A 23,637-nucleotide genomic window follows, 5' to 3' on the forward strand; every position below is an offset into this window, starting at 1 on the left:
ATTTATCGGTATAGTGTCTGTTTTAAAATGGTCCTGAACTTTGGCTATTCTATTTGAACTTTTGAATTTTGTCCACAGCCAAGCTGTGGAAAAGAGTTTTAATAGTGCCTCTATTGTCTTTTGAATGCCTTTCCGCTAAAATATGAAAAAATGTCTTCAAAATAAAGGAGTTAAAGATATGCACAGCAAAATTCTGCTTTTTGCACTCTTCTTAACGACTATCCTTCAGGCGAGACTGGAATTCCGTTACAGTTATACTGATCAGAACCTTCCCTTTTTAGGAATGGTCAACGCCTCCAATGTCAACATCCGGGAAACTCCTACACTCAAAGGCAATATCCTGAAGAAAGCTTCCATCAATGAAGACTATTTTGTCACCAAGATGACCCAGGGCTTTTATCAGGTCAAGCTGCCCCCGCTGCGTGGATTTGTCGCCACCCAGTATATCTCGGAAGAACCTCAGGAAGAGGATCTTTTCGTCAAACTGGGCACCATCACCGGTAATAATGTGAACATGCGCAAAGAAGCATCACTCCAGGCAGGGGTAATCAACAAGCTCAACAAAGGTCAGGAACTGATAATTTACGAACAGGACAAAGATTTCTCCGAGGTTGAACTTCTCGAAGACAGAAGTGCATATATTTTTAAGGAATACATTTCTCCCCGCAAGGAAGAACGGTATCTGGTCACAGGAGACAATGTCAACCTCAGAAGCGGGCCAGGGCTCAACTATCCTGTAGTCGGCAAGCTCCAAAGAGGAGAAAGCGTTCTGCTGCTGAAACAGTCCAACAACTTCGCCCGTGTATTGATAGAAAACGGTAAAAGCGGTTGGGTCTCCACTGATTACATTAAAAAAACCGAAAGCGAGGCCGACTCCTCAGGGAGCGACGACCTAAGAAGTCAAATCCTGAAAAACTACAGCGAGGATAACTACCTTGAGGTGATCAACCTCGGCGAAAAAAAAATCAGTTCATCTCCGATTCTTGACTTAGAAATCTGTTCGGCAGTCATCAACTCCTGTTTCAACCTGCACGATTATGCAAAAGCGGTCTATTACCTGAAACTGGTCAAGGCGCAATCACCTGATTTTTTTCTGGAAAACCTCTCCTCCATCGAGGACAGGATCGCAGATCTGCTCGGAAAGTATACGATCGTAGATCTCCCACGCGCCAAGAATTTTGCCTCAGGCGACATTCAAACGGATGGAACTGAAGATTATCTGGTACTGCAGGGCGACGAGTCGGGAAATTCGCTTTCCGTCTATCGCTTTGAAGGGCGCTTCAGTCCCACCCTGAAACCCATTGCCCTTGACCAGAACTTCGATCTTTCATATTTCAAGATTCAGGACATCAACAACGACGGCAAGCCTGAACTGCTTCTTTCATCTGAAGGCACATTATCGGCGTATGATCTTGACCCGGACAGGGCCAAACTCGATCTGCTGAAAAAGCTTCCGGATGTAGTGGATCTCTGCTTTGAAGGAAAACACTCTCACAATATTTTCGGCATCGTAAAAAAAAACGGTTTGTCGCTGTTCCGCCTGAAACCATCGCAGGATTTTTCACCAAAGGACTTTCGGCAGCTTCCTGCCAAGTTTGATTCTCCGCTCATTTTTCCCGCCAGCCTCAACCTTGATCTTCCCCAGTTTCTGGTCGTCAACAGGACAGCCGGAATTTTTCTTCTCACCTGGGGCAACTCTCTCCAAACAGTCCCTCTCAACCTTCCAGAGCCTCTTGAAAAGCGCCTCATCTGTTTTTCCACAACCCTGGACTTCGACCAGGACGACTCGACAGACCTCCTGCTGATTTTCGGGGGTACTGGAGCCGAACCTCCGACCTTGAAGATTTTTTCGATCCGCGACAGTCTGGTCGAACGTTTTTCTATGGACATCTCCGCTACAGCAGCCAGGGGAATGGATCTCGATTTCAATGGCAAGACCGATCTCGTGATTCTAACCCCGGACGACCAGGCTTACATTCTTTACGATATCAAACAGAGAAAGTAACCCCCGTTTGAATCATTTTCTACCATAATCATGAAAATTCAGATCCTGGCAGTTGGAAGCGTAAAATCCGGAGAGATCAGATCTCTGATTTTCGAATATCTTAAACGGCTCAAACCATATCAGGATGTCCAGATCACTGAATTGAAAGAGGGAATTCCAAGAAAGGGAAGTTCGGCTAAAAAAGAGGATGAAGAAAAAATCCTCAGCCATCTGAAAGGCAGACCTGCGCTGATCGCTCTTTCAGAAGAAGGAAAGGCGGTCGGGAGCCTCGATCTGGCGTTACTTATCAAGAGGCATTCGGAAGCAGGGACAGACATCTGTTTTATTATTGGAGGTACAGAGGGCCTTTCTGATACAATCAAAAAGAGTGCCCTTTTCTGCCTGAGCCTTTCAGATCTGACCTTTACCAGGGAAATGGCCAGGCTGATACTGGTAGAGCAACTGTACAGGGCCGTAAAAATAAACCGCGGGGAGCCATACCATCGCTAAATACAGCGTTGAGATCAGCTACCAGGATTACCGCAGTTCGCTGATGGGATTTCTCAATCACGATCCAGAGCTTGAGAAAAACGGACAGCTGTCTTTTTCCACTCTGTCCCTTTTCAGGCTGCTCGAGCTTCTGACACAGGAAGGCAACTCTCTGGACGGGTTGAAAAATGTAATTTCCAACTGGGTCGACTATCGTTCCAGACTCCATGAACCCGGCGGACAGCGGAAACAACTTGTCTTTTTCCCCGCAGCTTTTATCTCCCTTTTTCTTTATTATCGTAATTTTCCTCTGCTTCTTTCTACTTTTGGCCGCCTGCTCGATTGTTTCGCAGAGGAAGGAATCAGTGAGGAGGATGTAAGAAATTACTATTCTCTCTGCCTGGCCGCCTACAAGACCCGTTCAATCTCCCTGGAATTTGACGAAGAAGCCTTTCTTTTCTATCTTTTGAACAATGAATCGGCAAATTCAGAAGCTGTTCAGGAAAAAAAAGACCCCTCTTTTATCAGCAGTTACCTGTCAAGCGGAACAACAGCAGAAAAACTTTCCGCATCCCAGCAGACTATCCTGAACTTACTCTCTCATTTCAAGCATCAGGCTCAGAATCCTTCGGAACTTCCGGAGCGGTTATGGTCCGGGTTTCTGGAAGGCATCTTTTCCCATCAGTCGCTTACTGTCAAACCCGAAGCTGAACTCGAGGAATTCATCGTCGAAACAGTCGACAATTTCTGGTGTCTGATCAACGAGGGGGGCAATGATTTATCTCTTTAAGCTTTTTGACCTGCTCTTCTCGACCAACCTTTATTTTTTCGTCAGAATCGAGGAAATCTCCGATCTTGTATCAGAACACAACTTCGAACTGGCGGAAAAAATGCTCCTCCAGCTGCAGGAAGACCTTAAGCAGCTTCAGTATCCACAAGATTTTCTGGCTGAACTCTATTTCTATTTATCCGAACTTTATTTCAAGTGGAACAAGCCTCAGAATTCTCTGGATTATTGTCTTGCCGCTTTGAAGATTTCCGGCAGTGACGAGCATCTTTACAGAATCGGCTGGATCTATCTGAACTCTTTCCGCAACACTGAGAAAACCCTTGAATATCTCGAGCGCTGTCTGGAAACAAATCCCCATCATTATCCATCTTTGAAACTGTTAGGCGAAGTTTATCATGAGCTTCAGAATCTGGATCAGGCTGAAAAATATCTGCGACTGTCTCTGCCTCTGAAAAAAGAGGCAGGCAGCTATCTCAGGATTGGAGAAATCCTGCTGGTCAAAGAAAATTACAAGGAAGCCTTCAAGTTTCTGCGCATTTCCCACAAGCTCAAGCCGGACAACCCTGAAGTCAATTACTATATTGGCTGCACTTTCCTGCGGGCGAACAATCATAACAAAGCTCTGCATTATTTCAGGCAGGCCACTTATTACGACGATCAATACATTCCTGCTTACTTCGAAATTGCCAGGATTCATCAACTGATTTTCTCCGAGACGGATAAAGCAATCATCGCCTACAACAAAATCCTGGAACTGATGCCTGAGAACGAGGAAGCCCTGTACCAGCTGGCGCAAATTTTCTGCCGCAGCAAGAAGAACTATCATAAAGCCCTGTTTTTACTTTTCAAGCTGTTGAAAAAAGACCCTTCTCACAGCCAGTCCCTGCTGCTGATGTCCGAAATTTACGAACAATGTTACAATTATTCACTCGCCTTGAAATATCTGGGGCAGCTGGAGATCGAATCCGCGGAAATCAAATCCAGGATCGCTGAGATCCAATTCCGTCTCTGCAATTGGCAGAGGGCTGAAGAACTCTATATTGAACTCTATCAGAAAGGCTTGATCGAATTTGAGAACAAGATCAAGAAAATCGTGCTCTTTCCACATACCAGGATCGCCACTTTTCTGGCTTTCAAAAAAGAGCAGGACAGTCTCAATATATACGCAGTAAAACGCAACGGTCCTTTCCAGATCGATACGCTCATGCTGAGACTCTTGAAAACCGCTCCCACCGAAGACATTTTCTATACTTTTGAACCCTTCGACTTCAGCCTTGAAGAAGGATTCCTGATTCTTTCCCGCTGGCTCAGTTCCCCGGTGCTGACCTTTGGCCAGGACTTCTCAGAACTGTCCGACCTTTGCAGGGAAGCCCAGCTTGAACTTCCACTCAAAGGCAGCCGCCTCGACGATTTCTTGTACTCTATCTATGGAAAAGATGATTTCAAGGAACTGGAAACTGCAGCCCTCAAGAAAAAGGTCAAGACTATGATCGATCTTTTCCAGGGCTCACTCAAAAAAATCCGGGATTCACACCTGCTCGTCAGTCTGTTCTCCAAACTGCCTGAACTTTCCCCACTGGCACATCTCCCTCAGGTCGTTTTCAAGCCCAATTTTCTAGCTGAACTCCTGACACTTCCCGCTGAAGAGACTTCCCGCCCTGTAGAAACCGCACTGATACCTCAAGAACTGACGGCCTTTCTGAATCAGCCGAATTTTGAAGGATCCTGGCGGGTGCTGGCTGTTCCTCTGGAACAGAATCTTGCTGTTGTTTCCCTGCTCAAGGAACAGGCTGAACGGAAAAAAGTAATGTTTGCAGTAATTGCCAAGGACAGGGGTGAATTTCACCAGGCTTATCACCTGCTCAGCCGTGCTTTTACTGCTGAGACCCTTGGTTTTTCAATCGAGCCGGACAATTTTCTCTGCCTCTCAAGGCTTTCTGAGTTGATCAAGAACAATGCCTATCCGACAGAACTTTTCTATCTCATCTGCTGGTATAGAACAGCCGTCCCAAGACTCTTCCCTTTCATTCCAGAGCAGGCTTTCAAGTATTACCCCCAGCTCTCAAGGGTTCTCCTGCTTCTGTCTGCCACTGAGCGCGACCATGAAAACTGTCAATTTTCCTCGCACTGTGAGTATTACCAGAATCTGCTGGCGCTGAAAAATAAGAAAATCGTACTGTTTTCACTTCAATCCTATCACCGGGAAATCGTCAAGCCTTCCCTGATACCCGGATGCAGTGCTCTGATTTCCTTCAATTTTGCTGCTTTCCCCAAGATCTCATTTCTCAGGTCAAGCTTTGCCCTCCTGAAGATGGAAGCCAACCTGCTTTACTGGCATCAGGCTCTATTTGCAAAGGGTGAAGAGGCGATCAAATTCGGAGAGGAAAAAATCCTCAAAATTAAGGAAAATCTCCTGGAAGTCAAACGGATTCTGAATTCCATCCACAATCACTATTTTCTGCCTGAAGAGTACCTCGATCTGGATTCTCTGAAGGTCAAATTTCCATTTTTGTATTTTTCTCTCCTGGATGCCCTGCTGCCCCTTCTTTCCTCGCTCAAGGAATTCGGAGAATTCCTTTTCTGCACCCAGATCATCCGTGAGCAGGAAGACGAAATCATCAGCCTGATCGATTCTCTCAACGATTTCCTCTATAAAAACGCCTACCGGAGTCTGCGCCTTTCTAAAAATATCGAAGAAACCGAATTTCTCAACCTGCTGGAAATCAATTATCATCAGATCGGGTCAAGCTTCAACAATTTAATCTTCGTGGAAAATCATCTCACCTGCCAGCAACTCAAAGCACTGGAAAAACAGTGTCCGGGTAAAAAACTCTCCATTTACGATGCAGGGGTTCCAAGAGCAGAACTGCCACCAGCCATGGATTGGGAAACCGTGGAATTTTTCGAACCGGAAATTAAATACCTTTTCCGCAATCGTCTGACGCATTTCTGGGTGGATTTTTATAAATTTCACCTTCAGGCATTGTTTTCAGCGGGAACTTCTGTCCCCGGTCTGGACACCCTGAGTTTCATCCTTAAGAAAAAATTGAAGTATCACTATCAGATTTCCAGGGAAAACCTCGATCATGTCGTGGACAATCTTTTTTACCATACAGACAATCATGGTTTTTATGAATTTCTGTCCCTTGCCCTGTCTGAAACCGAGAAAACCATCCCGCTCACTTTCAAACAATATTCATTTCTGATAGCAACCTCCACCATTATTTCAAGGATCGAAGGAAAACGTGTTTTGATTCTGGCCGACGGTCTGCTTGGGGAAGCGATCCGCAATGTCCTGAAATGGCTGTATTACGTCGAAGTCGTTTCGTTTTTCCAGGGAACCGGGTACGAGGATTTTCTGAAATCACTTGAATGCATCAAAGACAGCATCCCAAGAATCATCGTGCTTGATTTTCCTCATTTTTTCGAACCAAAAGTGCGACAGGCACTGGACCGCCTGAAAGTAGACTACCGGTTCTCCCTGACCTATAATTTGCCTGAATTCAAGTGTTTCCTTCCTCAGGAGGCTGTCGAATTCACCTACGTCAAACTCAACTTTTCACTGCACCAGGAACTATCTCCCCTGTCCGAACTTAAGGATGGCAACGTACTCGACCTTAAGAATCTGACCATCACCCCTCAACTTCCTCTAGTGGAAAATCTCAGGCTGCTTGGTCTGCCTTTTGACATGAGTGAACTGGGCTTTTATCTTTCATCAGCGTCTTCCCTGGAAATATGCAGCACACCGGAGGACTGGGAAAACTTCCAGAACGGGGTTGAGTCATTGGATAATATGCACTCTATCGATAAAATCAACCAGATGCTGCATGTTTTCCGTGGAAGAAACATGGTCATCAGCAGAAGGCTGCTCTCCAAAATCGTGAAGAACACACCATTCTGGCGCGACTGTGAATCATTCATCAATTACCTAATCCAGGAAGGTGTTGTGGGGCAGGTCGTCTATCATCCGCCCTATCAAAAATTCCACTTGAAGCAGACTCTTAACACGCTTGTGATTGACCTCAACAACCCCTGCCTGGATTTAAAATCAGATGAACTGCTTTCCAACCAGACCATCCTCTTCCAGATCAGGAGTGGATTCGAACAGTCAAGAAAGAAGTGGCTTGAAGATTTCATGGCCGAAATTAAACTGCTCGAATTTCTGAACAGAGACCATGAACTGGCCTTCAAAAGGAAAAAATGCTATCAGCTTTCCTCCCTCCAGGCTGAGCTTTCGCTGCCGGCAGATCTGATCGAAAAAGTACTCCTCTGCCTGACGTCACTGGGATTTTTGTCTTATGCCCGGAAAAGCGAGGAAATCATGCTGGAAATCACAGCCAATATCTCACTGGTTATCAAATTCTGGCTCACTCAGAAAGAAATTAAAACTTTGCTGCTCGACAAATTCGTCAAAAGCCACGAAAACGACGACAGCCTGGACCTGCTGACTTTCTTCCGCTTCCTGCATCAGAAATTCGGAATCTCTGAACTGATTCTTGAGGAATCGGTACTGGATCTGCAATGTCTGGAACTGGTGGAAGCTTCATTCGAGCAACCCTTCCTGGCTGACGGCTATACCCTGGAAATCCTAAAGGATCATCTCACGGTTCAGTCCCTGGAAAACATTCATCAGCAGCGCGTTAAACTTTGCAAGCTCCTGAAAAACAAGCTCAAGGAAGGGAAAAACAAGATTACATTTACACCATGAAATACCTGGATTATCAGTTCGACAGAATACAATTCAATGGCCTTGATCTGTCTTCCCGGCTGGCAGGGATTCCAACCCCATCTTTTCTATATTTCCCCGAGAGATTCAAGGACAACCTGAGGCAGATCGACCAAAATCTGTCGAAATTAAAGATCCAGGCCTTTTATGCTTACAAAGCAAATTATTACCAAAGTCTGATTCCTGAAATTATCAGAACCGGAAGCGGTGTTGAAGTGATGAGCGGCCAGGAACTGAACTCTGTCCTTAAACTGGGTTTCAATGCCTCTCGAATCATTTTCAACGGTGTCGGGCGAAGCAGTTCCGCCTTGGAACAGGCGATCAGACTGGGTGTAGACGCCATTGTCGCCGACAATCCAGCCGAGCTTGACCTGATCGCTGGAATCAGCAAAAAACTTTCCCGGGAAACATCCGTTTTCTTTCGTTTCTATCCTTTCTGGGAAAGCAAAATCATTCCCAGAAGCTTTATTCCAAAATTTTACAAGCTTGGAATCCAGGACCAGGACGAACTTGCAGCGATGCTTAGCATAATCGGAAAAAATCCTCTGCTGAAGTTGAGAGGCCTGAGTTTTCACATCGCGGTAAAGGCTCTGACTTCCAGTCTGCATTATGAATCACTGATTCTGATTTATCAGACGTTCCTGGAATTGAAGAAACAGCAGCCCTTTCTTGACACCATTTCCATCGGCGGCGGTTTCGAATCCAGATACCTGCTGGAGCGTCAGGGGATGGACATAACCACGCTTCTGAAACCGGTCTCTGAGTTTATCAGAGGCAAATCTGAAATCAGACGTCTGATCATCGAACCAGGCCGATATCTTGTCAATGATTGCTTCCTTGGACTGGCTTCTGTCCTGAATGTGAAAAAAAACTTCCCCGGCATCTGGTATCTGCTGGATCTGGGGACTAACGTGCTTGTCCCCCGCCCCAATGCCTATTTCGAGATCTACCCGCTCCGCTGGAAAAAAGGCCCGCTTTATACCTCATCTTTCGGAGACGGACTCTGCTCGTCCAACAGTGTCATCGCCAGAAATCTATATCTTCCAGAACTTCAGTCCGGTGATCAAGTGCTGATCGCCAATTGCGGTGCCTATACCATGAATCAGGGCTCCAATTTCGGCTATCCTTTGCCTGAGATCCAGGAAATATGCTGAAATAAAGGACGGCTCAAGCATGAAGTTTAAAATTATTGTTGTTTCGCTCTGCTCGCTTCTGATTATTCTGTGGCTTTCCAGAACCAGTGAATACTGGAATAAAATACAAGTATCCAGTGCAGGAATGCAGTTGGATAAGTCCCGGTTTTCTGAAACTGCTGAATCGAAAATCATTGATCTGGGAAACGGAATCAAGATTGAATTCATCCGGATACCTTCCGGTGAATTCGTGATGGGCAGCCGGACTTCAGGTACAGATGAGTCTCCTGAACGCAGGATCCGGATTTCCCGCGGATTCTATCTGGGAAAATTAGAAGTGACACAAGAGCAGTGGTGCTCCGTGATGAGCGTTAACCTCAGCAGTTCCAGAGGCGACAAAAAGCCTGCTGAAAACCTGTCTTTCGAAGCCTGCCAGGAATTCATCAGGATTCTGAACCTGCGCAACTTAGGAGTTTTCCGGTTGCCCAGCGAGGCGGAATGGGAATATGCCTGCCGTGCTGGAACCTCGACAGAATATTATTGGGGAGACACTCTGGAAGAAGAGTACCTCTGGAGTTCAGAAAACAGCCAGAGCCAGTCCCATCAGACAGGGCTGAAAAAACCGAACCGGATCGGCCTCTATGACATGAGCGGTAATGTCTGGGAATGGTGCCAGGACTGGTACGCGCCATATCCCGGTGCAGCAGAAACCGATCCCAAAGGCCCTCACAGCGGTTCTTACCGGGTTCTGCGCGGAGGTTCCTATAGTGATGCCGGCACCTGCTGCCGCGCTGCTTTCCGGAATGGCTATGCTCCGACTGACTGGTTTCCAAATACAGGGATGAGATTGTGTCTCTGCGATGAACTATAACTGGAGGTAATCTGCGCCAGAAACTTGTTACGTCTTTGCTGGGGTTTCTCTGTGGACTGCTGATCCTTGAATTTTTTTTCCAGGCTGCCGGCCTGGTTGTGATTTTCCAAAGACCCTCAACAGGTAGCTCAGGCACTTCCGAACTACAGATTCTGTGCCTCGGGGATTCTTACACTTACGGACTGGGCGTCAAGAAAGGGGAAGATTACCCATCTCTGCTTCAGGAGTATCTCAGGGAAAAAGATCGGACAGCAAAATATCGGGTGATCAACGGAGGGCTTGGCGGCATCAATTCCAGAGTCCTCTTGAACAACCTGCCGAAAAACCTGGTTCTGTATAAGCCGGATATAGTTGCGGTGCAAGTGGGCGGGCAAAATAGAATGAATTTCACCGGATATAGTCCCAGAGACAATCGACTGAACAGCTTTCTGCTGTTTGTGACAAGGTATTCCAGAGTGTTGCGGCTTTGCAGAATGCTGGGACATAACATCGCTGATTCGGGAATAGACTTGAAACTGGCGATCTGGCGCGGACTGGAGGAAGGAATCCATTTCGCAGTCCGACTTAAAACTGTTCGTCCGGAAGATTTCAAAACCGATCCGCAGAAAATCAGCTGCTCCATCGACTATTTCAGACTGACTGGAGAAGTGTGGAACCTGATCAGGAAAAAGGATCTGAACGGAGCCGGAACATATCTGAAATCAAAAGCACTGACAGAAATGGAAACATATGCGCAGGGCCTTTTATACCTGGTATCTGGGAATTTCACCCAGGCCGATCTGGTTTTCAAGGAGGGTCTCAGAAAATTTCCGGGAAGCTGTTCTCTAGCTGTAGGACAGGGATTTGCGGCCATGGAGGCAGTCCACCTCTATAAAGCTTTTAATTACTTCATGAACGGTCTGTCTCTTGATCCGAACGATACTGGAGCCATGTTTGGACTGGGATTCACCTATTTCCTCACCGGGAACCAGGAACTGGCTGAGCTGTGGATCAGGAAGTCGCTGGAGCTGGATCCGGCTAACTCCTGGAAGGACTACTTTCTGGGTAACCTGTATCTGTTGAAAAAGGATTCGGTTCAAGCCGAAAAATGCTTCAGAGACGGGATCACTGCCAGGCCTGAAATGCCTGAGAATTATACCTCTCTCGCTGAAATCTGCCAGCAGACCGGAAGGCTTTCAGAAGCAGGTCTGTATTATGAGAAAGCCCTGGAACTCGGCATCTTTTTCCGCAGCGAGGGGAGTGAAGTGAATTACAGGCTTTCACGGATCAGGATGGAGCAGGATCCGCTGAAAAACAAGGAAGAAGGAAAGAAGCTCCTGCTGCGGGCAATCCAGCTTGACCCAAGCAACAACCGGGCTCTTTTCGATCTGGGCTGGTTTTATGCGGGAATCAAGGATTACAAACAGGCACTTGCCTATTTCGAACAGGGAAAGAATTATGAAGCTGCAGCCTGGACACGGAAGATCCTGTCCAACCGTTTCAACAGCGAAATCGCTGCCGACTGGCTGGCCGGAGATCTGAGGGATATAGTGCGGATCTGCAGCAGGGCCGGGATCAAACTTTATTTTGTGAATTATCCTGAGATGGATGTTCTGCCGATGAAGAAAGTCTCCGAAGAGCAGGGAATTTCCATGATCGATCTGACTTACGAATTCGGAAAGCTATGGCAGAAGGGAGAACCCCGGGAGAACTACTTTCTGGCTGACCGGCATTGCAATGCGCTCGGAAACCGGGAAACTGCGCGTCTGATCGGTGAACGGATCCTGACTGATCTCAAAAAATAATTTTACAAACGCGGAAAAGCTTCGTTTTAATAAAAAATCCCCCTTGAACAGGGGGATTGGAGTGTCTGGAGCGGGAAACGGGGTTCGAACCCGCGACCCTCAGCTTGGGAAGCTGATGCTCTACCAACTGAGCTATTCCCGCCTTCCCAGGATGCCTGCACTTCGCATTACTTCGTCGGTTCAGTCGGTCTCTTGTCGCCGTATGTCATTATACGGCTCTGGCGCGACCTCCCTCACCTCCTCGTACTGCTCGTGCATTCCTCCTGGCTACCTTACCTCTTCGTTCTGCGAACGAAATCGAGTTGGCATTAAAAGAAGCTTTCGCCTCCTCGTACTGCTCGTGCATTCAACTTGGACTAATAATACCGATAGTGAAAATTGATGTCAAATAATTCAGGAAGAACTGAAATCGTTGAACTTTACAGTTTCTTGGAATTTCAAGGAATCTGCGTCAGGAGTTGCCGAGCGCCACGCTTTTTTTGCTGAAAATCTTGTTGATGACCTGATATTTGTCCAGAATTTTCCTCAGGTCAGGCGTTTTCTCCAGAGTCTCCACTCCCAGCAACAGCGACTGCATCTCATCCTTTGAATCAGGAAAGATCTGATCCAGGTTGATCAGGCAGTAATTCCATTCGCTTTTTTCCTTGAGCGAAATCTCAAGTTTCCCGGGCAGCCTCTGGCTGTAGAAAACGTAGAAATTCGAGTAAAAATACCCGGCCGCAATAGCCACTGCAAACAGGAAGAAAATGGTTTTCCAGCTTCCTGAAGAGTCGTGTGTCTTAGGTTTTACCCTTGATGATGCCATTGTCCATATCCTCCCTCATTCTGTCTACAGGTATGCCCTTCGCTTTCAGCTCTGATTCGAATTTTTTAACATTGCAGCCCATGGTTGTAAGCTCCCTGTCGAATTCGATCACAGCCTGCTCAAGCAGCAGCAGCTTGGCGATCCCCTTTTTGCTGTTGTACAGGTATGCATGATCGGTTTCATTGTACTGTGTAATGACTTTATTGATGATCATGGTCAGTTCGTATCGCGAAGGCTTGAGAAAATCGTCCCTGGCTTTGATCTCATAATCAGGAACAAAGATCTTCTGCAGGCGTTCCACCAGATATCTTGCCCATTCATCCCTGGTGAAATTCTGCCTCACAGTATCATTGGTGTAGAAATCTGTATCCTCAAGATCTCTGGGGGGTTTTGGCTCATCCTTGGGTACTATCACTTGCGGACTATCGCGTTTCAGGCTGATTTCGATATCCGAATCCAGAGAATCCCCTGTGATGAACTTGAGCCTTGTTTCCTGAAGCGGGTTTCCGGATTTATCATGGATTCCGGATTTCAGGATCACCTTGACTTCTTTCTGGGGAAGGAAAGTGGACTTAGGAGTCAGGGTCAGTTTTTTGAACTCATAATCATAGATGATGGAGAATTCAAAAACGTCCTTATCCTGGGAAATACCGATGTTTTCAGGAGTCAGTGATTTCTCGTCGAGTTCCTTGTTGAAGATGAAACAGATCCTGCTGTCCAGTGCCACTCCCTTGAAATTGTCCTGTGGAAAAACATCCAGTATTCTTACTGGTTCAGTATCCCTGGGCTGCTCCTTCTCAATGATTTCTTCGGCAGGCGCAATCAGAGGGACGCCAGTAATATCTGAAATCACTGAATCCAGTTTTTTATCGTCTTCCATCATCGGATTCCTGACCAGGTCCTGGGCTGTTTCTTCATTGATTTTTACCGTCACAAAGCCGCTGTTGAATCCATTGGCCAGATGATTCCCGGCCAGGTCGGCGATATCAGCTTTTACGGTAAGCCTGTAATGCGTGTTGGAATGCAGCCGGTCGAGCGGTTTGAAAGAAACCACTTTCATTGACTCATCCATGCTGATTTCACCGGTGACGATCTGTTCGCCGTCTGTCAGTCCAATCCCCTGTCTGATTGTGGAAACAGCCACCGGCTCAGTAAATGTGAGCGTAATCACTGCTCCCAGCGGAACATCGGAAGCTTCGTCCTTGGGAAGGTATTCCACAACTTCGGGGGGGACCGTGTCCGGGAGCTGCCCTGTGGAAAAATGAATCTTCAGGGGTTTCATGACATTACCGGACAGGTCTTTGAAATTTTTGAGATTCAGAAAATAATCCGTGCCCTCTTTCAACGGATGTTCCGGAATGCCTCTGATTTCCGCTATCACAGGATTGTAGGACAATTTGCAGCCGATCACTTCATCGCTGTTCTCGATGATGATATTTTCAGCCATCAATGAATCTTCACTGACTATTTCAGATACCTTCAGGAGCACTTCCATAGTGGTCGGAAGATTGGTTTCTTCATTTCTGGGAAGCGTAGCAAGCATTTCCGGAGGCTTCTTGTCGGGTTCTATTTCCGTAGTGAATTCCAGGCTGCAGTCCTGGGTCAAATGATTACCCGATAAATCTGTGACAGATTTACGAATTTCCAGGTGGTAGGTAGTTTCATATTCCAGCCTTCCTAAAACTTTGATCGACAGAAGACACTGCTTGGGAAAATAGTCGTATTTCAATTTCACGGGTTTCTTACCGCCAAGCAGCTTCACAGATGAAGCCAGTGATTCCGGCCGCAGGGGTTTGGAAAAAGTGACTTTCAGCTCTGTATTGGCGCTTACACTCTTGGCCCCCTGTTCAGGACTGCAACTCATGATCTGGGGGATGACCAGGTCTTTCTTCTTTCCTGTATCAAAAGGCAGGATAAAATCCAGGGTAAGCCTCTCCCCATCCGCTGAGGTAACGCCGGAAAACACTTTGAATATGTATTCCTCTCCCTTTTCCAGCCCTCCGTTGGGGCGGAACATCAGCCGTTTCAATTCCGGAATGTAGCTGGCTTTCCCAGGCAGTTCATAAGCAGAGTTGGAGAGAGAGACCGTGAATTCATTCACGCTGATCGGATCAAGATCCTGATTGAACTCCACATAGATCTGGCTGTCCATCGGGATGTCAGACTGGCCTTTCTTGGGAACTGAGTTTACGATCTGAAGTTCAGCTGAAGCCGCAAAACCCAGTAAAAGCAGTAAAATAAGAGCTATCCTATTCCACATCAAATTCCACCTTGTATTCGTGTTCAAGCTTTCTGCCCAGTTTGTCCTGGATTCCAGGATTAATCACAAGTGTAAAATGCTTTCCTGACTCCAGTTTATTATTCGGATAAAAATAGGCTTTCCTTACAGACGGCTGATACTCGATCCGGCCTGACACTGATTTTCCCTGGTCATTCAATAGTTTCACTGTGAAAACATTCAGCGAAACCGGATTGATGTCATTGGAAAAATCAATGTAGATGGACTCATCAGGTTTCACCTTTCCGCCTGTGAGGGGATAAATGTTGAAAATCGTCAGCTTGCTGTCCCGCTCAGCAATTTCAAAATTACAGTCATTCTGAATCACAGCCTGATTTCCTGCTTCATCGCAGACTGGAAAATTGCATTTCAGTAAATACTTCCCGCAGGGGAGATCGGATTGCAGCTTGTAGATCAAACGATTGGACTGATTAGAGTACTCCAGTCTGCCGGGAATATAATCTCCGGCTTCGTTTTTCAGGTTGAAATTGAAAGGCGTGATTTGTTCAGTGCGTACCCGCTCTGAAAATGTAAACGAGATCACCGGCTTCGCCTGGCGGATCACTGAGCCATCGGCTGGACTTATAGCGAGGAGGGCCGGCGCAGTCTTGTCCGGAGGGTCTCCGACCAGGAATCTCGTCTTGACCGGTTCGGCCAGCTCATTTCCCGCCTTATCCCGCACAGCTGTGGTAAGGGCGAAAACATACCATTCCCCGGAGGTCAACTCTCGGACAGGCTTGAAGTAAATTTCATTCTTTTCGCTGCTGTATGAAATATTCCCCGGCAGATTGAATTTTCCGTCATTTAGAATCACGGTAAATGAATTCAATGTTTTCTGATCCAGCGGCTCATTGAATGAAGCGCTGAGAACCGGCTTGCTCCCAACCCTGATCTGTCCGTTTGGGGGGTAAATGTTCAGAATGGACGGAGGGGTTACATCAGGCGGAACCTGCGTCATGAAGGCGTAGCGATAGATACTGGCGAGTTGATTGCCTACCCTGTCCCGAACTCCGCTCATGATCACCACCCAGTATTCCTGGCTGTATTCAAGTGGTTCGTCAGGAGTAAACTTTACATCCCAATCGGTTTCGTCATACAGGATCTTGGCTGAAACCGGTTCTTCCTTCAAAAGCAGCAGAAAGTTGAAGCCATTGACTGTTTCGGGGTTGAGCGGCTTGTTGAAGCGGAAATGAAGGGAGCTGTCGACAGGAACGCCTACCGCCCTGGGTGTGGGGTATGATCCCAGCAGTCTCGGCACAGAATAAGCATCGGCTGGCACTACTTTGTTCCTGGACTTCTCGGCCTTTTCTTCTTCGATTCTGTCAATTGCCTGAAATTCCTGATTGGCATTTACTTCATGAGTTTCTCTGATCACAGGTGCACTCACGAGCTTCAAAGCAGGAGCTGTCGTAAATGAGAAAGAAAAATCCTGATTCAGGTTGTTCTGACTCTCGCTTTTCAGATTCCGTTTGACCTTGATCAGAATTTCGGAATTCAGAGGCAGTGTGTTCTCAGCCTGGATGATCAGGCACTTTTTATCTTCTGTCAGAAAATTCTTGGCCCAGATTGGCTTTTCCCCGCTCTTTATCTGCACTGAGAGCCTGTTGACGGTTTCCGGATTCAACGCTTCGTTGAAAAATATGCTGATCTTGCTGGCTGGATCTATCTCTTTGTCGCCATCGATTGGATATGTTCTGGTAACTGTAAGCGGACTCTCCACTCCCCGTTCAACAGTCCTGAAGACTGTGACCAGCCCTTTTTCCAGCCCTTCTTTATCCGAACTGGTGATCAGGTTGGAAATATTGATCATGTAGCTGGTGCTGGGAATAAGCGGCTTCTGGGGAAAAACACTTACCACTCTGTTGCGGTCTGACAGTTCCAGCCGGCTGTCAACCACTTCTCCGCTTCCTCTGAGAATCACGGTATACTTATTGACGCTTTCGGAGGCCACAGGCTTATTGAAGCGGATGCTGGCCACCTGGGTGACGCTGATCTCGTCGCTGCCGTCCCCTGGAGTCACTTCCAGGACTGAAAATGCTTCATAAGTGGATCCTGCAACTGTCTCCGCCGTTTCAACCTGGATTTCTGCGGTAACTTTTGCTGCGAGGTCTGAGATCATTTTCCCGTAATCCAGGTCCCGTCCGATTGCAAAATACCAGGAATAATCATTTCCCAGCTTTTTACCCATGCAGTCCCGGATCTCCCCGGAAATTGTTACCCTGTAATTCTGCCCTGGAGACAGTTTGAAATCCGGAATAAACCTGATCTTACGCTCAGCCTTGACATATTCGACCTTGCCGCGCAGGTCAGCTGACCCGTCGTTCACAGTTACAGTAAACAGGTTCACATCTCCACCCCGAAGATCACGGTCGAGCACAGCATAAATTTCCGCTGCCTCAATAATGATCGCGCGACTGTCGGGAAACACCTTCAGAATACCGCTCGCATTCTCTGCACAGGCGGCTGCAGAGACCATCAGCATCAAGAAAAACAATTTCATTTGTTTCATCCTATTTATAATCCGCCACTGTGAAATTCCAGGTCACGGTATCATCCAGAGGCACTCCGTTGACACCCCGGATGCCCTTGGTAAGGACTGCCTGATACTGCCGGCCCTTCGCAAGCCCCGAGTCAGGGTAAAACTCGGCTCTGTTCAGGGCTTTATTGTATATTATTTTTCCGGTGATGTTGCGCGAATTGTCCCGTACGATGAATGTGTATTTATTCAGTGTGGTCGGATCAATTCCAGTGGAAAAAGCCGCACAGATCACAGCTTTCTCAGAGATGTTCTGAGCATCGTTTTCAGGGCTCAGAATCACAGTCTTGGGTGCAGCGATATCAGTCGGATGTCCAACATAGAATAAGAAGGTCTTGGGGTTGGCAAGGCCATTCCCTGCGAGATCAGTGATCCCATCCGTGACTGTGACTGAATATTTCTCGCCGGTTTTGAGTTCGTTTTTCAGATTCGCCACCACGGCCCTCTCCATTGAAGAATAACTGAGCTGGACAGGAATCAGCTGATCCCTGTTTTTCACAATCACCGTATATCCGTTGATCGAGTCCTCTTTCAACTGTTCGGAGAAGAAAAGTTTGATTTCAGGATGTACCTTGTTGTCAATGGAATTAGGGAGAGGAGTGTAATTGACGAGCGTGGGAGGCTCGGTGTCGGGAGGCATGATAGTTGTGAATTCTACAATGTATGTTCTGACAAGAGGATTTCCAGCCAGATCCCGGATGGCATCCGTCAGCAGGAAATGGTAAGTCCGGTTGTACTCCAGTTTGTTCACAGGCGCATACTCCAGTAGATGTCTTTTCTGGTTGTATTTCGTGTTCCCCGGGATATAATCGCTCCCATCGGTCAGGGTGACCGAATTCGAAGTCACACTGCATGTATCAATGTCTTCAGAGAAGAAGATCGAGATTACCGGCGTGATCGAAACCTGCAGGTCTCCAGGATCAGGACTGGATTTCACTACTTCCGGTTTAACGGTATCAGGTTTCGGAGCAGTTCTGAACTTTAACACCTGGTTTTTAGCGATCGAATTTCCAGCCTGATCGCGGATACCGGTTGTAGCATAAACGTAATAGTCACATGCAAAATCAAGAGTCTTGACAGGCGTCAGCGTCACTTTGGCAAATTCGGATTCATAAGCAAGGCTTGTTTCCAGCTCCGCTTCCCCTTTTTTCAGAATCAGGTTGGTCTTATTGACACTCTTGTCTTCCAGTCTTTCGCTGAAAACAATGGCAATCTTGCAGTCAACAGAAGCTTCAGTCGTTCCATCAGCCGGGTCGCAGTACTTCACCACTGGAGGAATTCTGTCAGGAGCGTGGACTGTCCTGAAATTAATGATCCTGGTGGATGCCAGACAATTACCAGCCAGATCTTCAATGGTGCGGGACAGGGCAAGTCGGTACTGCCGGTAATACTCGAGTTTTTCCTTACTGCTGCAGGTTAAAAAATTCCCCAGCTTGTTGTATTTGAGATTCAGAGGAAACTTCTGCCCGGTCTCATCGTCGATCAGAGTTACTGTAAAGTCATTCAAAGTCTTCTCATTAACGGCTTCAGAAAACTCAACCTTGAAACCGGCCGACAGATCTACATCCTGTGCTTTGTCCTCAGGGGTGCAGCGGACGATTTCCGGTCTGACTGCATCCGGAGCTTTTTCCGAGGTGAATCTAAGTTTGTATTGTGTGCCAAGTTTATTCCCGATCCTGTCGGAGATATCCGGACTCAGATTAAGGGTGTATTTGTGCTCAGGGGGGAGGGGTTTGTCAGGCACGAATTCCAGGGAATTTTCCTCCCGCAAATAGCGGACCGCTCCGTTTACCTTGGCTGCACTGTTCTGGTCTTCAAGGACAACGGTATATTCATTCACTGTGTGATCATCAAGAGCTTCGGAGAATACCACTTTGCATGCTGCATCGCATTTCACGCCTTCTTCCTGGTCGCCTGGAGCGGTCTTGAGAATTTCAGGCGGATCAAGATCAGGTTGAGCCTCTATTTTAAAAGGAATCAGCTTTTCAGCTGACATCCGGTTACCTGCAAGATCACTGACTGTGGAACCGATAGTGACCTGATAGTTCTGGTTGTAATCAAGGTTCTCGGCGGGCGTAAGAAGCAGCTTGCTGATCAGCGGATTATAATCCAACTTGACCGGGATTTGATGATTCCCGGCATTGATTCTGACGCTTTCCTTGGTCAGTGTTTCGGCTTTCACTGGTTCGGAAAAAACGACGGTGATCAGAGAATTCACCTTCACATTCACAGCACCGGCCAGTGGCGAACTGTACAGGACTCTGGGTGGTGTGTCGTCCGGTGCGCCTTCGGTCTGGAAATTCAATGTGACTGGTTTCGGCAGATGATTCTGGCAGCAGTCGGAAACTGCTTCTACCGCAGTCAGCGAATAATGTGTTCCATAATTCAGGAGCGTGCGCGGTTTGAATGAAACCTCATTTTTTTGCCTGTCATAATCCACGTCGCCCAGAATCGTTTCCCCATCCCGATAGAGCAGGATGCTGTAAATGTTCACTGATTCATTTAGCAGGGGTTCGTCGAAACGCATTGTCATCACAGAGGAAACCTGCACATCTTTTGCCCCTTCCTTGGGAACGCATTCCACCAGTCTGGGCGGGTTTTTGTCTGGTCTGTCCATGGTCCGTACTTTGAAGACAATGTTTTCCAGCGGATGATTTCCGGTCTCATCGCTGATGTCGTCGCGGAACACGATCAGTTCATAGTCTTTTTCAAACAAAAGGTCGTTCAAAGGCTTGTAGTAAAGCACCAGCGGAACCTTCAAGGATACTTCTCCAGTGATTTTTCTTCCTCCTGCATCGCGCAAAACGATCGTCGAATTCGTGATCAGTCCTGTCTTCAGTGGTTCTGAGAACTCAAGCTGAAAAAAGACGTCCACCGGACTCTTTTCGCCGAAATTTTTCTTTGAAACAAAGGGCGGAGCAGTATCCGGAGGTGAGGCGGTGCGGAAGGAAAAACTGTGATCGATCATGCGGTTGCCTTCCAGATCCGATACATTTCGGCTGACCTTGATCAGAATTTCGGAAGTGTAGGGAAGGGCTTCCGCTGGAATGATCTGGACCAGTTTATCCTTCAAAATAAAATTTAACTTGGTTTTGATGATGTTCGAAGATTTCTTTTCAATCATGGTAAAATTAAGGCCGCAGACTGAATCTGCTTTCAGGGTTTCGCTGAACCAGATTTTCACCTGGCAATCCACAGGAATATTAGCGCTTCCCTCCTGAGGGTCTGTTCTAACTATGTCCGGTGGTGTAGTGTCGCGCTCAGGAATTACTTCAAATGATATTGAGTAATCGCTGATGGCGTTTCCGGACAGGTCACGGATCTTCTTTAAGCACAAAAGATACTTTCCTGGTTCAAGTGCCTTTTCCGGTTTAAGTTCAAGAGAACGCAGTCTGTTGTCATAGACAGCCTGCACAGGGACAATGTCTTTCCCGCTCTTGAGCTCTATGTTTTTTGGGCTAAGCGCATCCGGATCCAGTTCTTCAGAAAACCTGAGGGCGATCCGTGCATACTGGGAAACGCCTTCGGCTTTGTCTGCAGGAGACACATAAGTCACAACCGGGGGAACAGTGTCGATGATTCGAAATTTGAACTTGTTGGGATTGGAAAGCAGATTATCCTGTAAATCCCTGATTCCTTCACGGATTTCCAGCTGATATTCTCTCCCTTCTTCCAGTTTCTCCGGCTTGAAATAGAGTTTCTTCACATTTGGCAGATACCGGAATGCACCAGAAACGGGTTTCAGGTCTTCTGTGGCAAAAAGCAGCACAGTGAATTTATTCAGGCTTGAGGGCAGCATTTCTTTATTGAAAGTAAATACGATTTCTCCGTTCAGGGGAAAATCACGTCCATTTGGAAGCGGTGAGGTCATGATGATTTTGGGCTTGATCCCCTTATCCAGTTCACGGCTGTTTTCCTGCTTTACTTCAGACAGGGTCTTGAAACAGATCCGGTAATTTTCTTTGAGTGGATAACCCAGCTGATTTTTCAGAAGATATCCGGCGACGACCAGCGTGTATGAAGTGTTCCAGTCCAGCACTTCATCAGGCTTGATCAGAGCGCATTTGCGCTCATCATCGTATATCACTGATGTTTTCAAATCAGTTCCATATTGATCGCTGAGAGTGAAAGCGGCAGACACCATTGTCACATCGTTCATGTGCTGATTAAAATAAATTTTCAGAAGCCCGTCGATCGCGACATCTTTAGCCCCATCTTCGGGCATGGTGTTGAAAATCTCAGGATACACCGCAGCAGCAGATGCGGCGCTCTGCATGACAAGCAATAAAATCAGCAAAAATAGACGCATAAGTTACCTTTCTGTTGTAAGAAACTTCGGATTAAAAAGGGATTTTCTTAGGAAAAATCCGACCGGTTGACCAGTTTTTTGAAAGTTTGATTCAGATTACGCGATTTACAGCAGGTTTTCCCGACAACACTCTCACAACTTCCCCGGCTGCCATGGCTGCCATTTTATCCCTGGTGGCAAGCGATGCGCTGCCGATGTGTGGCGTAAGTATCGTATTCTGTAATGCACAAAGTCTAGGATTGATCTCTGGTTCGTTCTGAAATACATCCAGAGCCGCACCAGAGATTTTTTGCCGCTCAAGCAGGCTGATCAGAAATTCTTCGTCCAGTATCTCCCCGCGGGCTATATTGATCAGAAATGCTTCGGGTTTCATCTCCGAGAGCAGGCTCCTGTTGATGATACCCCTGGTTTCCTGGTTCAGAGGGAGGGAGAGAAGGATGAAGTCAGCTTTTGACATGAGCTTCCTGATTTCAATAAATTCTGCGGGAAAATCGAGAGTCTTGGCTGATCTTCCGGCATAGATGATCTTCATCCCGAATCCTAACCCTCTCCTAGCCATGGCCTGGCCGATCCTTCCCATTCCTATGATTCCGAGAGTTTTTCCATAAACATCGCAGCCGAGCAGAAGTTTGGCCTGCCAGCCTTTGAATCTACCTTCCCGCACCATTTTGTCCCCTTCTGCGATTTTTCTGGCTACGGCAATCATAGCACCGAAGGCTAGATCGGCTGTGGTTTCAGTCAGCACTCCCGGGGTATTAGTGACAATCACCTGATTTTTCCTGGCTGCTTCCAGGTCAATATTGTTATATCCCACTGCGTAGTTGGCGATTATTTTGAGCTTTTTTCCGGCTGCAATCACACAGGCATCGATTTTATGAGCAAGCAATGGGATCAGGGCATCTGCGTCCTCAACTGCCTGCAGAAGTTCATTTCCAGAAATGTATCCGGTTCCCCGGTAGACAGCGAATTCGAACCCAGCCTGCTCCAGGATTCGATATGCTGTTTCTGGAAGATCCGCGGCAATGAAAACTTTCTGCTTCATGTTGACAGGATAACACTACCGGATAGCAACGGAAAATTTAAATTTTAGTAGCTATCAGTGCCGCCCAATCGCCTCTTTTAAATTCCTTCAGATTGAAAAAGGGGAATTCACCCCTGAATCTTGGCACCTGATCCACTGTAATCCCGGAAAAAAAGACAGTTGTTCCTCTGGTCACGGCCTGACGGAAATGTTCCTTTAATCTGATCAGTTCTTCAGTGATGATGTTCGCAAAAATAAAGTCGAATTGTACACCTGCAAATTCGGAAAAAAGCCTGGAGCTGGCTTCAATTTTTCCACTCAATCCGTTTAACTCCAGATTTTCCTCGGTATTGGCCACTGCCAGAGGATCAATGTCCAGGCAGACCACTCTGGACGCTCCTTTTAACAGAGAGGCTATCCCCAGGATGCCTGTTCCGCAGCCTACATCGAGCACCTTTTTCTCTCTGAAATCAAACTCTGAAATCAGTTCGAGAACCAGGGCAGTCGTCTCATGATGTCCGGTACCAAAAGCCTGGGCAGGTCTGATCCTGATCAGTTTAAGCTTGGAAGTGCTTGGTTCAAGATGTTCCGGCAAAATCAGGAATTCTCCAATTTCAAGAGCCTGAAAATCACCATGCAGCTTCGCACTCCATGAATCTTCAATGAAATCAGTCCTCAGACTGAACGAGACTCCCGGGAGTTGCGCAGAAATCGAGCTGGACAGATCAGCTGGTTCGTATCCGGCCGGTAGGAATACAGATACTTTCACTTTCCCCTGGCAGTATTCCACCATGGAGTTTTCCAGTCCGCATTCCCACAAAGCTGCAATCGCAAGTTCTTCGGATTTTTCTGGAAGTTCAATCGTGAATTTAAGGAATTTAAGAGGAGGAATCAAAAATCTCCTTCCTGTA

The 23,637-nt window shown here is 47.0% G+C and carries 13 protein-coding genes and 1 tRNA gene; 7 read left to right on the top strand and 7 right to left on the bottom strand.

The features are described 5' to 3' along the window. Positions 1-178 precede the first annotated feature (178 nt). Genes PHW04_06140 through PHW04_06170 form a run of 7 tightly spaced genes read left to right on the top strand, consistent with a single transcriptional unit; the run spans position 179 to position 11,777 of the window. The gene (locus PHW04_06140; protein MDD2715458.1) at positions 179-2,005 is read left to right on the top strand and encodes an SH3 domain-containing protein; all 1,827 of its coding nucleotides are present in this window, start codon (positions 179-181) and stop codon (positions 2,003-2,005) included. Positions 2,006-2,035: 30 nt separating this feature from the next. Next, the gene (locus PHW04_06145) at positions 2,036-2,494 is read left to right on the top strand and encodes a 23S rRNA (pseudouridine(1915)-N(3))-methyltransferase RlmH (protein MDD2715459.1); all 459 of its coding nucleotides are present in this window, start codon (positions 2,036-2,038) and stop codon (positions 2,492-2,494) included. Positions 2,495-2,537: 43 nt separating this feature from the next. After that, a complete protein-coding gene (locus tag PHW04_06150; protein ID MDD2715460.1) occupies positions 2,538-3,263 on the top strand; it encodes a hypothetical protein in 726 nt (241 codons plus the stop codon). Further along, on the top strand, positions 3,247-7,971 hold the full coding sequence (locus tag PHW04_06155) for a CDC27 family protein (protein ID MDD2715461.1): 4,725 nt from the start codon (positions 3,247-3,249) through the stop codon (positions 7,969-7,971). The genes PHW04_06150 and PHW04_06155 overlap by 17 nt, the downstream gene beginning before the upstream one ends. Next, entirely contained in the window at positions 7,968-9,143 is a 1,176-nt protein-coding gene (locus tag PHW04_06160) for a hypothetical protein (protein ID MDD2715462.1), read from the top strand. Before PHW04_06155 ends, PHW04_06160 begins: the two co-directional genes overlap by 4 nt. Positions 9,144-9,162: 19 nt before the next feature. Continuing rightward, on the top strand, positions 9,163-9,993 hold the full coding sequence (locus PHW04_06165) for a formylglycine-generating enzyme family protein (protein ID MDD2715463.1): 831 nt from the start codon (positions 9,163-9,165) through the stop codon (positions 9,991-9,993). A 35-nt stretch (positions 9,994-10,028) separates the two neighbouring features. Continuing rightward, complete coding sequence (locus tag PHW04_06170; protein ID MDD2715464.1) at positions 10,029-11,777, top strand: tetratricopeptide repeat protein; 1,749 nt, start codon at positions 10,029-10,031, stop codon at positions 11,775-11,777. A 66-nt stretch (positions 11,778-11,843) separates the two neighbouring features. Here the strand turns inward: PHW04_06170 and PHW04_06175 are convergent. The 7 genes from PHW04_06175 to PHW04_06205 form a co-directional block, all read right to left on the bottom strand. After that, positions 11,844-11,919 (bottom strand) — tRNA-Gly (locus tag PHW04_06175). Between the two features lie 309 nt (positions 11,920-12,228). Beyond that, positions 12,229-12,582 carry a hypothetical protein gene (locus PHW04_06180; GenBank protein ID MDD2715465.1) on the bottom strand — a complete coding sequence of 118 codons (354 nt, stop codon included), beginning with the start codon at positions 12,580-12,582 and terminating at the stop codon, positions 12,229-12,231. Then, entirely contained in the window at positions 12,557-14,842 is a 2,286-nt protein-coding gene (locus PHW04_06185; GenBank protein ID MDD2715466.1) for an Ig-like domain-containing protein, read from the bottom strand. Before PHW04_06185 ends, PHW04_06180 begins: the two co-directional genes overlap by 26 nt. Beyond that, positions 14,832-17,360 carry an Ig-like domain-containing protein gene (locus PHW04_06190; GenBank protein MDD2715467.1) on the bottom strand — a complete coding sequence of 843 codons (2,529 nt, stop codon included), beginning with the start codon at positions 17,358-17,360 and terminating at the stop codon, positions 14,832-14,834. The genes PHW04_06185 and PHW04_06190 overlap by 11 nt, the downstream gene beginning before the upstream one ends. A 10-nt stretch (positions 17,361-17,370) precedes the next feature. Beyond that, the gene (locus PHW04_06195) at positions 17,371-21,705 is read right to left on the bottom strand and encodes an Ig-like domain-containing protein (protein ID MDD2715468.1); all 4,335 of its coding nucleotides are present in this window, start codon (positions 21,703-21,705) and stop codon (positions 17,371-17,373) included. Positions 21,706-21,796: 91 nt separating this feature from the next. Further along, the gene (locus PHW04_06200) at positions 21,797-22,747 is read right to left on the bottom strand and encodes a D-glycerate dehydrogenase (GenBank protein ID MDD2715469.1); all 951 of its coding nucleotides are present in this window, start codon (positions 22,745-22,747) and stop codon (positions 21,797-21,799) included. Positions 22,748-22,784: 37 nt separating this feature from the next. Further along, positions 22,785-23,621, bottom strand: coding sequence for a 50S ribosomal protein L11 methyltransferase (locus PHW04_06205; protein MDD2715470.1), 837 nt, complete (start codon positions 23,619-23,621; stop codon positions 22,785-22,787). Positions 23,622-23,637: the final 16 nt, after the last annotated feature.

The organism is Candidatus Wallbacteria bacterium (genome assembly GCA_028687545.1).
Classification (GTDB): Bacteria; Muiribacteriota; JAQTZZ01; order JAQTZZ01; family JAQTZZ01; genus JAQTZZ01.